Origin of the sequence: Dyella flava (genome assembly GCF_016904955.1) — a bacterium.
In the GTDB taxonomy this organism is placed as follows: Bacteria; Pseudomonadota; Gammaproteobacteria; order Xanthomonadales; family Rhodanobacteraceae; genus Dyella_B; species Dyella_B flava.
Window position 1 is genome coordinate 86826 of the sequence record NZ_JADIKE010000036.1, and the last position, 15348, is coordinate 102173.

The 15348-nt window shown below is 59.4% G+C and carries 10 protein-coding genes; 7 read left to right on the top strand and 3 right to left on the bottom strand.

All coding sequences use genetic code 11. The features are described 5' to 3' along the window. The first annotated feature begins 17 nt into the window (after positions 1 to 17). From ISP19_RS11890 to ISP19_RS11905, 4 genes are all read left to right on the top strand, one after another. On the top strand, positions 18 to 875 hold the full coding sequence (locus ISP19_RS11890; RefSeq protein ID WP_204682360.1) for a UDP-2,3-diacylglucosamine diphosphatase: 858 nt from the start codon (positions 18 to 20) through the stop codon (positions 873 to 875). A 129-nt stretch (positions 876 to 1004) separates the two neighbouring features. Next, complete coding sequence (grxD, locus tag ISP19_RS11895; RefSeq protein WP_204682362.1) at positions 1005 to 1928, top strand: Grx4 family monothiol glutaredoxin; 924 nt, start codon at positions 1005 to 1007, stop codon at positions 1926 to 1928. 664 nt (positions 1929 to 2592) lie between these two features. After that, positions 2593 to 5712, top strand: a complete 3120-nt coding sequence (locus ISP19_RS11900; protein ID WP_204682364.1) for a TonB-dependent receptor — start codon at positions 2593 to 2595, stop codon at positions 5710 to 5712. Between the two features lie 149 nt (positions 5713 to 5861). Beyond that, entirely contained in the window at positions 5862 to 7466 is a 1605-nt protein-coding gene (locus ISP19_RS11905) for a tetratricopeptide repeat-containing sulfotransferase family protein (protein WP_204682366.1), read from the top strand. Between the two features lie 120 nt (positions 7467 to 7586). Here ISP19_RS11905 and ISP19_RS11910 read toward each other — a convergent pair whose 3' ends face one another. Together ISP19_RS11910 and ISP19_RS11915 are read right to left on the bottom strand one after the other, a co-directional pair. Beyond that, positions 7587 to 10721: a TonB-dependent receptor gene (locus ISP19_RS11910; RefSeq protein WP_204682368.1), complete on the bottom strand. Its 3135-nt coding sequence runs from the start codon at positions 10719 to 10721 to the stop codon at positions 7587 to 7589. Between the two features lie 446 nt (positions 10722 to 11167). Next, positions 11168 to 11956, bottom strand: coding sequence for an AMP nucleosidase (locus ISP19_RS11915; protein WP_204682370.1), 789 nt, complete (start codon positions 11954 to 11956; stop codon positions 11168 to 11170). A gap of 288 nt (positions 11957 to 12244) precedes the next feature. Between ISP19_RS11915 and ISP19_RS11920 the strand changes: the two genes are divergently transcribed. Both ISP19_RS11920 and ISP19_RS11925 read left to right on the top strand, forming a co-directional pair. Next, a complete protein-coding gene (locus ISP19_RS11920) occupies positions 12245 to 13189 on the top strand; it encodes a DegV family protein (protein ID WP_204682372.1) in 945 nt (314 codons plus the stop codon). Between the two features lie 81 nt (positions 13190 to 13270). Continuing rightward, on the top strand, positions 13271 to 13903 hold the full coding sequence (locus ISP19_RS11925) for a DUF4124 domain-containing protein (protein ID WP_204682374.1): 633 nt from the start codon (positions 13271 to 13273) through the stop codon (positions 13901 to 13903). Positions 13904 to 14031: 128 nt separating this feature from the next. Here ISP19_RS11925 and ISP19_RS11930 read toward each other — a convergent pair whose 3' ends face one another. After that, positions 14032 to 14814 (bottom strand): SDR family oxidoreductase, encoded by a 783-nt coding sequence (locus ISP19_RS11930; RefSeq protein WP_204682376.1) that lies wholly within the window; start codon positions 14812 to 14814, stop codon positions 14032 to 14034. Between the two features lie 184 nt (positions 14815 to 14998). Between ISP19_RS11930 and ISP19_RS11935 the strand changes: the two genes are divergently transcribed. Continuing rightward, positions 14999 to 15298: a hypothetical protein gene (locus ISP19_RS11935; protein ID WP_338082382.1), complete on the top strand. Its 300-nt coding sequence runs from the start codon at positions 14999 to 15001 to the stop codon at positions 15296 to 15298. Positions 15299 to 15348: the final 50 nt, after the last annotated feature.

The window sequence follows — 15348 nt, forward strand, 5'->3', positions numbered from 1 at the left end:
AACCGGGGACCGACGCCATGGCCATCCTTCGCTGCCGAAGCGCATTCATTTCCGACGTTCATCTGGGCACACCTGACTGCAAGGCGGCTTACCTGCTGGATTTCCTGCGGCAGCTGCAGTGTCAGAAGCTGTATCTGGTGGGCGACATCATCGACCTGGAAGCCCTGAGCCGCCGCCGCTGGTGGCATCCAGACCACGGAACCGTGATCGCCGAAGTGCTGGATATGGCACGTCGCGGGGTCGAAGTCACCTACATTCCCGGCAACCACGATGCCGCACTGCGCGGCATGGTCGGGCAATCGATCTGCGGCGTACGCATCGAACTGGATGCCGTGCACGTGGGCGCCGACGGACGCCGTTATCGCGTCAGCCACGGCGACGAATACGATCCCGAGCAGATCGGACGCAGCTGGATGTTGCATATCGGCGAAGCCATGCATCGCTTCATCTGCTGGGGCAACCGCCGCGTGAACGCCTGGCGCCGCCGTATGGCGCTCCCCTATCTGCCGTTGTCGATCATTGTGAAATCGCACATCGGCAAGGCCCTGGCCTATATCCGCGCGTATGAAGAACGCGTGGCCACCGACGCGCGCGAACGAGGCATGGACGGTCATATCTGTGGCCACATCCATTACGGCCAGGTACGCACCATCGATGGCGTGGTCTACCTCAACGATGGCGACTGGGTGGAACACTGCACCGCACTGATCGAGGACGAGGTCGGGGCGATGGAACTGATCCACTGGAGCGAGCAGCCCACGGCACTGGGCCGCGCCAGCCGCGAACTGGTCATGCCCTCGCCCACCGCCGCACTGGCCCTGGCGCCGCTGGCCCGTCGCAAGACTGAACTGGAAGACCTGCGCCCGGCAGCCTGACGTCCGCTCCAGGGCCGAAAAAGGGGCGAGCTGGCCACCTCGCCCCTCGCCCTCTCCCCGCCTTGAACGCGCCCAATCCGCCAGCATATGCAAGGGGATACAATGGCCTTTCCCCACCGGAGCCCCTACATGTCCCTCGACAGCACCACCCGCGAACGTATCGAAAGCCTGCTCAAAGACCACCGCGTGGTGTTGTTCATGAAGGGCACCCGCCAGCAGCCGATGTGCGGCTTCTCCGCCGCCGCCACCAACACCCTCAACGAACTGCTGCCGGAATACCACACTGTCAACGTGCTGGAAGATCCGGAAATCCGCGAAGGCATCAAGGCATTCGGTAACTGGCCGACCATTCCGCAGCTTTATGTGGATGGCGAACTGGTCGGCGGCGCCGACATCATTCGCCAGATGTATGGCAGCGGTGAACTGCACCAGCTGTTCGGTGCCGCAGCCCCGGACCGCACGCCGCCTGAAATCACCATCACCGACAAGGCCGCCGAGGCGATCCGCCAAGGCACGGCCAACGCCCAGGGTCTTGCGTTGCATCTGGAAATCGGCCCGGACCATAGCGCCGGCTTCCAGCTCGCACCGAGCAGTGATCACGACATCGTGGTGGTCGCCAACGGCATCGAAGTGCATTTCGATCCCGCCAGCGCACAGCGCGCCAAGGACATCGTGATCGACTGGGTCTCCACCATGCAGGGTGAGGGTCTGAGCCTGAAGTTTCCGGGCGCCACCGAGCTGAAATCGATGAGCGTGCATGAGTTGAAACAGCGCCTGACCAAGGGTGATATCACACTGATCGACGTACGTCCGGCCCAGGGCCGCATGATGGCGGCGCCGCTGCCGCAGGCGCGTGTACTGGAAGAAGAAGGCTACGCCGCACTCGCTGCGCTGCCCAAGGACACCGCACTGGCCTTTATCTGCCATCACGGCATCTCCAGCCGCAGTGCTGCCGAACGCTTCATCGCGCACGGCTTCACCAACATCTATAGCGTCGATGGTGGCATGGATGCATGGGCGGCTGAGATTGATTCGAGCGTACCGCGCTACTGAACCCCATCCCGAGCGCATCCCCGCAATGAAAAAGCACGAGGTTCAAAACCTCGTGCTTTTTTTGTGCCTTGAATGACCCGACTCCCCGACCTGGCGTGTAGTTGCACGGACAAGAACTATCGAGCAGGGAATTCGGCAACATCGACTTCCCAGTGGATCTTTTTGCGACACCCTTCGAGGTCATCGGTTCAGATAGACAGCTATCTAACCCACTCCCCTTCGCGTACTTTCACGACCCACATGCATGTAAGCCTAATGCCATAACTTCAGCAAGAAGTATGCAAAGCACACAAGCATAAACGGACAGAAAGCAAGGTTCTCGCCTACATCGGAAAACTATCTGGTGTGAATAAACAGTTGTATCGCATGCCTTTTGATGTAACGACATCAAGGTGATGTCAGGCACGACATGCGCAACGATTCCCGCATGTGCAATTGCCGCCACCAAGCGCCGTAGCCATTTTTCGGTCAAGTAACCGTTGCACAGCAACTCCTCCAAGCCATAGCGTGTGTCCAGCCAGCGCATCGCTTGTTCGGCGAACCCGCACTCGTGACGGGCACATTCGGCGCCTCGGCAAACAAACCCATCGAGAGCAGCGCTCGGACGCTGCAACTTTCGAGGCGTTACCGCTTCGCGGTAGCGGCTTGCCAACTGGAGGGATCCATGCAGATTCGTCAAAACAACCAAGCACGCCATCGCAAAATCGCGATGAGCATCGCCCTCGTGCTCGGCATGGGCGGCGGCGCCGTGCTGGCGCAAAGTACGTCGGGCTCGATCCACGGAACAGCTGCCGCGGGCGCCGAAGTCACCGCTGTCAATGAAGGCAACGGTTCCTCTCGCACCATTACCGTGGGACCGAGCGGAACCTTTCAGTTCAATGCACTGCTTCCGGGCAAGTATCAAGTCAAGCTGATCGATAGCGGCAAAACGAGCACGCAGGAAGTGACCGTACTGGCCGGTCAAGGCGCCAGCGTGAATCTGGCTGCCGATGTCGCCGCCAGTGCCAGCTCGGCAGATGCCAAGAACCTCGACACCATCAGCGTGTCGGCCAAGTCGATGGCCAATATCGACGTGTCCTCGGTGCAAACCAATACCGTGATCACCGCCGAGCAAATGAAGTCGTTACCGATTCCGCGCAATGTGACTGCCATTGCCTTGCTGACGCCCGGCGCCGTTCAAGGCGACTCAGCCTTTGGCAATCTTGCATCCTTCGGCGGCGCATCCGTTGCCGAAAACAGCTACTACGTCAACGGCTTCAACGTCACAAACCAATTTGACTCACTGAGCTTTTCGCAGGTTCCGTTCGAAGCGATTGACCAGGAATCAATTCAGGACGGCGGCTATGGCGCCGAATACGGCAACTCGACCGGGGGTGTCATCTCGGTCACCACCAAGCGCGGCACGAACGAATGGAAAGGTGGTGTGGATGTCACCTGGAATCCCACATCATTGATGGCGCGCGACCCGAACGTCTACAAAAAGAACGGCAATCCGCAGTACATCACCAGCGGCAACAGGAACTACCGTTTTGGCAACGCTGACGGCGCACCGGTTGACTTCAATTCGCGCTGGAACGCCTGGATTGGCGGCCCGTTGATCAAAGACAAATTGTTCGTGTTTGGTCTGGTAAGCCAGACCCAGACCAACTCTGCCGGATATGGCAGTTATGTTCCGGGCGGCGCCCCCGCTTCCGGTGGCTACACCGCGCAAACCGAGAAAGATCCGTATTGGTTGCTGAAGGTCGACTGGAACATCAACGACAACAACATCCTCGAATACACCGGCTTCAACGACACGCGTCACTACAGTACGGATGTCTACTACGCCGGCTTTGCAACCGATGGCTCCAACCGTCCTTATCATTACGATTACCAGGGCGTGGTGAAGAGCAAGGCCGGTGGCCAGAACAATATCCTGAAGTACACCAGCTACATCACCGACGACTTTACGCTGACCACGCAATATGGCCAGAACAAAAACAGCCGTTATAACGTCGCCTATGCGGCCAATGGCGCGGTGGAATCGTATCCGGGCATTATCACGCAGCAGGCTTCCGGTTGCCCGCGAATCTCCGATCGCCGCAGCCCGGTGGTAGATGGAAGCATTCCGGCTTATAACCACTGCTCCTTCGTGCCTGGAAGCTTCCTCACCGCCCCTCAGAGCAACGACACTCGCAAGTCCTTCCGCATCGACCTGGAGTACAAGCTTGGTGATCATGACATCACCGGCGGCTGGTCACGCGATCGCACGACGTCGTTCTTCGGCCAGGGCTACGAAGGCGGATCGATGTGGTACTACAGCGGCGATCCCGGCGACTATTCGGCGCAGCAAATCATCTTCAATACCGGCGCCAAAGTAGGTATGACGCAGCGCGCCGCGTATCTGCAGGATAACTGGCATATCACCGATAACTTTCTGCTGCGTTATGGCCTGCGCAACGACCAGTTCAACAACCAGAATGGCCTCGGCCAGACTTACGTCAAGCAGGACCACAACCTGCAGCCACGCCTTGGCTTCTCCTGGGATGTCCATGGTGATTCGACCCTGAAGATCTATGGAAGCGCGGGCGACTACTCGCTTCCGGTGGACGCCGGCGTCGCCGTTCGCGGTGCGGCGGCTTCCATCTACAGCTATCAAAACTTCAGCTACACGGAGGTCAATCCGGTCACTGGCGCGCCGATCGATCCGGTTGCCACAGGCCCCATTGCGTATGCGAATGGTGCAGCTGGCATAACCCCCAACCCAACCAGTTACGCAGCGAGCAATCTCAAGCCGTTCAAGCAACGGGAATTCATTCTTGGCGCGCAGCAACAAGTTGCCGACTGGACGCTTGGCATCAAGGGAACCTTCCGCAAGGTGCTCACCGGTATCGACGATATCTGCGATTTCCGTCCGATTGCCAAGTACGCCAATGCAACGTATGGCATGAACCTCCCAACGGATTCACTCTCGCCTCCGTATGACTTCATCAACGGCTGCTTTATCGGCAACCCCGGCAATCGCGCAGATTTGACGCTGCCGCTTGACCCGAACAATCCAGGCAAGCTTTACCCGATCCATCTGACCGGCACTGACGTTGGCGAGCCCAGCTACAAACGCAATTACTACGCGCTTTCACTAACGGCTGAGCGCAATTTCATTAACAAGTTCTACTTGAATGTCTCTTACACGTTTGCCAAGTCATACGGCAACTCGGAAGGTTTGGTAAATTCCAATATTGGTCAGTCCGACACAGCTACTTCTGAGTTGTTCGACTACCCGGAAATCATGATCGGCAACAATGGACCGCAAACCAATGATCACACCCATACGGTGAAGGCTTACGGTGCATGGAAGATCACCCATGAATGGACCGTCGGCGCGAATCTTTTGGCGCAAACCGGACGCCCCAGGAATTGCTACGGCGACGCCCCGATTGATTACGATATCGGCGGTTACGGTTCGTCCGGAGGCTCCTCGCCCTATCTTTACTGCGTGGCGGACGGCGTCGGTCAGTGGGTATCACGTGGCTCCGCCGGAAGGACGCCTACCCTGTGGCAGCTTGATCTGAATGTGGCCTATCAGCCTGAGTGGCTCAAGGGCCTTACGCTTCGCGCAACCGTCTTCAATGTGTTCAATAAGCACACCGTACTCAGCGTCAACGAAAACCAGAACGCCAACTACGCACCACCTTCCAATGGGGGACAAGGTACGTGGCAGACGTTCAACAACACGACATACCTGACTCCGACAGGTTACCAAGTACCCCGCTACGTCCAGCTCAACGCCGAGTACGATTTCTGATCGCGACCTGACAAACACGTAACGAGCTCTTCCACCCCTCAAGGCCGCCGGTTTCCGGCGGCCTTTCTTTATACGTCGCCGTAGTGCGATGTTGATCGCTGATGTAGTCTCATCCATGGATTCAGATCGCGCTTACGGGGAATCGCAGCATGACGGCAAACCAGGCTCACCCGTCGGTGGACCGTGCGGCCGGCCTGTCGCCGTCCGCACGCCGCTTCCTTGATGAGGCAGGAATGGCGCTTGGGCGTGGGCAGCCTGACGTTGCTGAGCGCGCACTGGTGAGCGTGCTGGCGCTGGCGCCGCAATGTGCGGAAGCGCACCGGTTGATGGGTATTGCGTTTCAAATGCGCGGCGATCACGTAAAGGCCGTCGAGTCCTTGCAGCGCGCACTGGCTGTGTGTCCTGGTGATGGCGTGATACTTACCAGCCTGGGCAGCTCGCAGTTCGAGACCGGTGCGATCGATCTGGCATTGGCCAGCTTGCGGCAAGCCTGCGAGCGCGAGCCGGGCATGGCCTCTGCCTGGTACAACCTGGGCAAGGCGCTCAAGCTCCAGGTGCATACGGATGAAGCGTGCTCAGCCTTGCAACGTGCGTTGGCGATTGAGCCTGGCCATGTCACCGCACGCATCACCCTCGCCGATGCGCAGGCCAGCCAGGGAAATGTCGCAGACGCCATCGACAACTATCGAGACATCCTGCGGCGCCAACCCGGCAACTACAAAGCCTGGTTTGCCTTGGCCAACTTGAAGACCTTGCGTTTTACGGAAAAGGACACCGCCCAACTGCATCAGCTTTTTCGGCAGCCCGGCGTGCAAACCGAGGCTCGCCTGTCCATCGGCTTCGCACTGGCCAAGGCGCAGGAAGACCAGAGCAACTATCCCGCCGCTTTCGAAACGCTACGCGAAGCCAATACGCTCAAGCGTAAGCAGGTGCCGTGGAACGCGTCCGCCGAACGGACGCAGATAGACGCCATCATGAGGGCTTTTCAAGGTCCCGCACCCGCACCGCTGGACCCGGCCCTGGGCCAGGAGGTGATCTTTATCGTCAGCCTTCCCCGCTCCGGCTCCACGCTCACCGAACAGATCCTCGCCTCGCATCCCGACGTCGAGGGCGCCAACGAGATCACCGACTTTCCGCAGGTGATTGACGACGAATCCAGGCGCCGCGGACAACCTTTCCCGCAGTGGGTCGCCGCGGCGACTGCCGAAGACTGGGCGCGCCTGGGGCGCGATTATCTGCAACGAACCCAACGCTGGCGGGAAAAGCGGCCGCGCTCCACCGACAAAAATCTGGTGACCTGGGAACTGGTCGGCGCCATAGCGCGGATGTTGCCGGGTGCGCGCATCGTCAACTCGCGACGCGATCCGCTCGAAACCTGCTTTGCCTGCTATCGCCAGCTGTTTAGCAATGGCGCGCATTTCAGCTATGACCTGGACGACATGGTCAGCTATTACGCTGACTACGAGCGCCTGATGCGTTACTGGCAAGAGGTGCTGCCCGGCAAGATTTTCGATCACGTCTACGAAACCCTGCTTACAGACACCGAGCCACAGATTCGCCAGCTGCTCGATTTCTGCGGACTCGGCTTTGATCCGGCCTGCCTCGCTTTTCATGAAACATCCCGCACCGTGCTCAGTACCGCCAGTGCGGCGCAGGTCCGCCAACCACTGCGCATGGATACGCCACGCAACACGCGTTACGGTGACAAGCTGGATCCATTGCGCGAACGGCTCCGCGCAGCGGGCCTGATCTGATCCAGGATTGAACGCCAACGCAAAAGGCCGCCGGATACCGGCGGCCTTTTGTTTGTCGATGTTTCCTTCGTAACGAGGCACCTGACGAATCAAGTGCCGCGCTTTCACACCACGACCCGATTACCAGTCGTAGGTAATACCGAACTGCAGATAGCGCGGTGTTTCCACGCCATAGCTGTTCTGGCTGGGCGTACCGTTCTCGATCGCCGACAGGTACAACGGGTTCGGACTGGACGTCGATCCCGCCTGCGCGTAGATCTGCGTGATGCGCTGCTGGTTGAACAGGTTGTAGACCTGGAGCTGGAAGCCCAACTTCTTGTTCGCCCACTCCGGACGATATTCCACCTGCAGGCTCAGAATTTCCGTCCAGGGGTTGCTGCCAGTCGCACCAGGCGCGGATGGGTTGCCAAAACACCAGTGATACGACGAGCCGTAGCTGATCGGGTCGGTCTGGTTGGGGCCGTAGTAACCCAGGCAATCCTTGGGCGTACCGGAAGCCATCTGCAGAACGCCACTGACGGTCCACTCCGGCAGGATCTGGTACGTACCGTAGAGACGGAACTGGTGCTTCTGGTTGTTCGCCTGCAGACCGTTGGAGAAGGACATGATCTGCGGATAGTCCCACTGCTCGGTGGCGGACACCGAGTTGCCGCCCTGGCCGATGTTGGACTGCACCGGACCTTCGGTGTTACCCCAGCTGCGCGAGAACACGTAGTCGAACTTCGCCGTCCACTTGCCGTCCCACGGATGCTCCAGGAACATGTCCAGCGAGTAGTAGCGGCGAATCAACTGCGGCATGCCCAGCATCGCGTTGGTCACCACCGCTGTGTTGTAACCGCCGGCATTGTTCTTGGCGACGATCACGTTGTACTGGCCCGGGTTGATCAGGATGCTGCCGTCGATATCGCTGAGCGTCAGCGTGGCCGGATTGGCACCCTGCGCGATCATCGCGTTGTAGATCGCCTGGGTATAGCCGGTATCGTCGATCGCACGACCGAGACTGCGATACATCGCCGTCACACCGTAGTCCCACGACGGGTTGATCTGTTGCTGCATACCGAGGACGAATTCGTCCTGGTACTCCGCCTTGAGGTTACGCGACGCCACCACCTTGGGATCCAGCGAGCTGCCGTTTTCGTTGTTGACCGGCACGTTGGTGGTTGGATTGGACGCAATCGGCGTCAGACCTTCCGGAATACCCGTAACCGGATTGATGCTCGAGTAGGTGTAATAGGTTTCCTCGTACAGCGGCGCACCGGCGTCACGCAGGGCGACCGCCGATGGCATGGCCAGATAGTAGCGGCCGGCGTTGCCGAACACCTTCAGGGTGGAATCGCCGAACACGTCCCAGGTAGCGCCCAGGCGCGGCGCCCATTGCGGACTGGTCAGGCGCAGGTAAGGCACGCCGGAGGGGTTGTAGTTGGTGAACTGGTCATTACGCAGACCCAGACTCAACAACAAGTTTGGCAAGACCTGCCAACGATCCTGGATGTACTGCGCGCGCTGCGCCACTTCCACCGTCGCCGCATCCGTGAAGATGTACTTGGCAACGTAATATCCCTGTGCGCCGTTCGGATAATTCGCGGGCGCATCCACCCAGCCGTAAGCACCTGCCGTGCTGCCGGCGATATAGGTAGTCGGACTGGCCGCCTGGTTGTACAGCCAGGCATACCCCGGCCCCGTCATCAGCGAACCGGCGTTGATATCACGCGAAGTGTCGTTGTCGATACCCGCCTGGATATCGTGATCGCCAATCTTCCACTCCACGTCGAAGCGCAGGTTGAGCACGCTGGTGGTGTTGTTGGGATTGTTGATATTCGAGTTGGTGTTCGGATTGGAAATCGGCGAGTTGCCGTTGAGTGCCGGATTCTGCAGGAACGGCAGGATGATACTGGGCAGCGACGAGCCATTGAACGGCGGCTGATCGGTGTACAGCGTACCGCTCATCTTGCCGAACATCGCGTTTACCGTGATGTCGTCGGTGATGTACGACGTGAACTTGCCGTTCCACAGCGAGTAGGAGTTCTTGAAGGACTGGTCGTAGCTGCTGAACGAGCCCGGCGTCAACGTGTTGTAGTTGTAGTTGTAAATCGAGCTGTCATAGGCGTACGAGTTCTTGACGTAGGTAATGCCCAGCGTGTTGCTATCGTTGATGTTCCAGTCGATCTTGCCGTACATCTTCGGATTGGTGTACTGCTGGTAATAGATGTCACCCGTCGTGGCACTCGGCTGAAGATTCGTATCGTGCGTACGATCCGCTTCGGCAGCGATGAAGAAGAACAAGGTGTCCTTGATCAGCGGACCACCCAGATAGCCGTCATACACCGTGTTCCACTGGCTGTCCGCATTGCGGTAGTCGAGCAGATCGCCCTTTTCCTGGCCCGGTGTGGTCGACATCGGGTTTTCGTAATACAGATTGGCCGGCGTGCCGCCTGCAAAGGCCGGTTCCCACAGCACCTGACCGCCGAAGTGCCAGGTGTTGGTACCGCTCTGGCCGATCTGGCTGATCACGCCACCGGCCGAACGACCGTATTGCGCTTCATAACCACTGGTCAGCGTCTGCTGCTGCGCAATGGCACCGTACGGCAGGGTGAGGCCACCCTGGTTGCCGATCGGGTCGGACGTGTTGAAGCCGTTGATGTAGTAAGCGTTCTCGGCCACCGACGAACCACCGAACGACACCAGCGGCGCACCTGTCGGTCCTTTGTTCAAGGCCGAAGCGCCCTGCACCGTACCCGGTGCCAGCAAGGCAATCGCTTCGGCGCTACGCTGCAGCGGCAAGTGCTTCAGCTGCTCGGCGGTAATGGTGGTGCTCTGGTTGGTAGACGTAACGTCGATCGGCGGAATCGCATTCGCCGTCACCATCACCGACGACAGATTCTGCGCATTGGCCGTGCTGGCACCCGATGCAGCGACGAAGTCCACCGCAACCGCGCTGGCAGCAAGCGCGGTCACGTTGTTCTTGCTCTGCACGGTCTTGCCGTTCTGCAACAACGTGACGGTGTAAGTACCGATAGGTAGGGTGATGCTGTAACGGCCGGATTTACTGTCGACCGGCACCGTGCGGTTGAAACCCGAACCACCCGTGATCTGGATGGTTTCGCCCGCTGCAACCGGCGCCTGGCCGGCAATGGTGCCCGTCGTAGACTGCGCAGAGACAAATCCGGAGAAACCAAATCCCATGGCTACAGCCATAGCCAACGCGGTATGACGCACCGGCATCCCTGATGCAGGCGCAAGCCTCTTGATACTCATGCGGTATAACCCCCAGCGGCAAGATTTTTAAAACAGACAAAAAGGCATGCACGGCCTTCCCGAGCCTTGGTGTGGTCTTTTCGACCGCCACCTGCGCGATGCCTGTCTGTCTTCCCCATCCCCTGCAAACCACCTGCGCAGCAAAGTCCCCTTCTTAACCGCTGCTTAGCAATTTGCTGTTCCGACCATAATTGTCTGTATCAGCAAAAGTCAATGACAAAAATTTACGATCTATTTGTAAGCATCAAGTATCGCTATAAATACTTCTAATTCATACAGTTATGCATGTTTTACTGGACGAGAAAAATTGTCGCACGCCAAAACTTACGTTATGAAATAACGTATTTTTGTCGTGTAGCTTACGAAGTGAGGGCTGGCGACGCCGCGGAGCGCGAGGCGGAAAACGGGCGCTCCAGGCCCTTTAAATCGACCCGCCAAGGAGTGAATTACTCCACCGGATCCTCTTCGAACCGCAGATGCTTAACGCTTCGCCCGTTGCGGCGAACCAGCTTGAGGGCTTCGATTCCGATGCGGATGTGCGCTTCCACAAACTGAGCCGTCACACTGCGGTCGCTCAGTTCAGTCTTGACGCCCTCGGGAATCATCGGCTGGTCGGACACCAGCAGCAGGGCGCCACAGGGAATGTGATTGGCAAAGCCCGCGGCAAAGATGGTGGCGGTTTCCATATCGACCGCCATGCAGCGGGTGCGCCGCAGATAGTCCTTGAAGGTCTCGTCGTGTTCCCACACGCGGCGATTGGTGGTGTAGACCGTGCCGGTCCAGTAATCGTGGCCCAGATCGCGGATCATGGTGGAAACACCGCGCTGGAGCTGGAAGGCCGGAAGCGCCGGCACCTCCGGCGGCAAATAGTCGTTGCTGGTGCCTTCGCCACGAATGGCGGCAATCGGCAGGATCAAGTCGCCGAGCTTGTTCTTCTTTTTCACCCCGCCACACTTGCCCAGAAACAGCACGGCCCTGGGCTGGATGGCGCCGAGCAGATCCATCATGGTGGCGGCATTGGGACTGCCCATGCCGAAGTTGATCATGGTGATGCCATCGGCCGTGGCGTTGGGCATCGGGCGGTCGTGCCCTTGCACCTCTACCCCATGCCATTCGGCGAACAGATCGACGTAGTGACCGAAATTGGTAAGCAGAATATGCGGGCCGAACTGCTCCAGCGGGACGCCGGTGTAACGCGGCAGCCAGTTGCTAACGATCTCGTGTTTGGTTTTCATAAGGACTCTATGAGCAACGCGCAGCGAGCCTTCGCAACGCTAAACCGGCGACGCCACGCCGGCAGAATGCCAGATGAGTATGTGCCCTTATCTTAGTGTGTATTGGCGCGGCTGGCTGCACGAAGTCCGTGTGCACCGTCTTGGCGAAGGCTATACGTCGCGCTCGCGCTCCGGCGAATACACTCCGTCCCGCGTACCCGTATCGCCAACCTTGGCGCACTGCGACAATCACATGACAATAACGCGTGTTATGTTCGACACGCCTTTTGAGGGTGAGAGGGGTGGCACATGCGAATGGGTTTGGCTATCGATGCGTCCTGCGATCTGCCGCAGGATTTTCTGCAGCAACACAACATCGCTGTCATGCCCATCGCGGTACGGGTCGACCAATCGACTTTCAAGGACAATCGCGATCCCGCCGAAGTCCAGCGCTTTCTCAGCCTGAAGCTGGGTAGCCGCAGCCATTCCGCGGAAACCGAACCCTGTTCGGTGGAAGACGTGCAGAAGCTGTTCCTGGAAAAACTGGTGCTGGAAAATGACTGCGTGTTCTGCCTCACCATCACCGCGACCCGCAGCCCGATCTACGAGCACGTGGTCAAGGCCAGCTTCGCCGTGCTGAAGCACTACCGCCAGGTGCGCGAACCGGCGGGCATGACCGGCCCCTTCCTGATGCGCGTGATGGATACGCGCAGCCTGTTCGCCGGCTCCGCCCCGTGCGTGGTCGAAGCCGTGCGCCTGATGCAAGCCGATGAAACGCCAGCGGCGATCCGCGAACGCCTGGCCTATATCGCCGAGAATTCCTACGGCTACATGTTGCCGCGCGACCTGTATTACTTGCGCGCACGCGCCAAGAAGAAAGGCGATCGCAGTGTGGGCCTGTTCAGTGCCGTACTGGGCTCCACGCTGGATATCAAGCCGCTGCTGCGTGGCTACCGTGGCGATACCAGCCCGGTCGGCAAGGTGCGCGGCTGGGAGCACGGTTGCGAAACCCTGTTCCAGTATGCCGCCGACCGCGTGCGCGCGGGCTTGCTGGTACCGGTGATGTGTACCGCCTATGGCGGCGATCTCGACGAGCTGCCGAAGCTTCCAGGCTACGACAAGCTGGTCCAGGCCTGCGAAGAGCACGGTGTCACCCTGATGCAGGCGCCCATGAGCATTACGGGCATGGTCAACGTGGGCGAAGGCGCGGTCACCATCGGCTTTGCCGCCGAGGAACATCCGATCGACTTCTGACCGCGGGCGCCCCATCCACTTCGCCTGCCCGCTGGGTTACGCTGCGCCCATCTAGCCCATCGGATGTACGCAGGCAGCGACATGCATCGTCTAGGCGCTCCCGCCCTGTTGCTCGTCGCCCTGCTCTTCGCGGGTTTGCACTTGCCCTTGCCAGCCCGTGCCGACACCACGACGGTATACAAGTGCAGCTCGCCCCAGGGACAAGTGATTTATCAAGGCACGCCCTGTACGCGCAATCAACAGCAGCAGACGATGCAGCTGGAAAACGGCGAGCCAGTCTCCTCACCGCTACCGGCCTCGCCGGGCAGCACCACGAGCATCGCCGCAAAAGCGCCCGCGCCGCCAGCCCTGCCCAGTACGCCACCATCATTGATGTACCGCTGCATCAACGCGGTCAACGGCAACAGTTACTTCAGCAGTAACGGTAATCCGCAGCCGTATTACGCACCCTTGGCGGTCACCGGCATCATCCCCACTCCGCTCGGCCAGACCTACGCGCCGCCCGGCCGCGGCGCGCCGACCGCAGCGACTATCGCCAGCCATTACGTGCTGGTGCACGACTCCTGCCAGGCCATGACAGCCGAAGACACCTGTTCGGAGCTACGCAATGAATACGACGAGAACGAACGCAAACTGTCGCGGGCCTTCAAGAGCGATCAACCGCCCTTGCTCCAGCGCGAAAGCGACTTGATCGCCCAGCTCAACCATTGCTGAGCAAAGTCTGCGCAATATGTACGCAATGTCATGCAAAGGCTTGTCGTGAAAAGCCTGGTAAGAATTATCCACAGGGTTGCTACCAGGGTTTCCCCAATTGCTGTGGACAAACCAAGGAACCGGCTTCGTCAAAAGCCGTAATTGAGAAACCCTCCATCCACCGCCAACACCTGGCCAGTGATGTAGCTGGCTGCCGGCAGGCAGAGGAAGGCAATGGCGGCGGCGACCTCTTCCGGCTCGCCGATCCGCCGCAGTGGCGTGCGATCGAGTACTTCGTCGAGATAGTCCGCATCCGCCAATGCCGGCTCGGAGCGTTGCGTGCGGATGTACCACGGCGCTACCGCATTGACGCGAATACCATCGATGGCCCATTCGGCAGCAAGGTTACGCGTGAGCTGATGCAGCGCCGCCTTGGTCATGCCGTACGGTGAGCCCGTACGCACATGCGTCATGCCAGACACGGATCCGATGTTGACGATCGCCGCGTTGGCGTGTTGCGTCAGATAGGGGTGGGCAAGCCGGCACATTTCGTAAGCGGAAAAAAGATTCTGCTCAAAGATCGAGCGATACTCCGCGGAGTGGTAATCGAGCGTGGCCTTGGGCATGTTGCCACCGGCATTGTTGATCAGGATCGACAGCGGCGTGTCCAGATCGGCAATCCAGTCGAACACCGCCATGCGATCCTCGGCTTCGCTGACGTCCGCCGCGAACGACAGCACGTCGATACCGGGGAAATCGTCGGTCAGCTCCACGCAGACCTGTTCCAGATAATCCTCGTCGCGCGCCACCAGCAGCAGGCTGGCGCCCAGTCCGGCCAATTCGCGAGCCGCGGCATAGCCGATGCCTTTGCTAGCCCCGGTGATCAAGGCGGTGTGTCCCTGTAATTGCCAAGCATCAATACGACTATTCATGCACAAAGCTTACATTAAGGATGCTCTGATCCATTCTACGCAGGCGGCATGATGTCCAGAAGGCCCGCCGACGCGGAGAGGGCACATGGATGTGCCCGGCTTTGAGGAGCGAGGAGACGGCCAGTCTTGTCGAGCCGACGGCCCTGGGCCTGCGAACAGACAGGCTCGGTGACGCCTACGTAGAATGAATCAGAGCATCCTTACCGGCTTGTCTGAAGCGCCACGCGGCGAGACACTTCGCTCGGTCGCATCGCAGACTGAGGTCATCGCCATGAAAGCCGCCCCCGCACTGCTTTGCCTGCTGAGCCTCGTCGCCTGCAGCGGCAAACCCCCGACGCCCGAGTCGGATCCCGCCAAGAGCGCCTCGACAGCGGCCCCCTGGGACGCCATGAAGCAGGACGAGCAGCGCGCCAAGGATGTGCAGAAGCTGGTGAACAAGCAGGCGGCGGATCAGGACAAGCAAATCGAGCAGCAATCGCAATAAGCAGGGTTGCGCACCAATACCTGCGGATCAGTTTTTTCGCTCGCACGTCT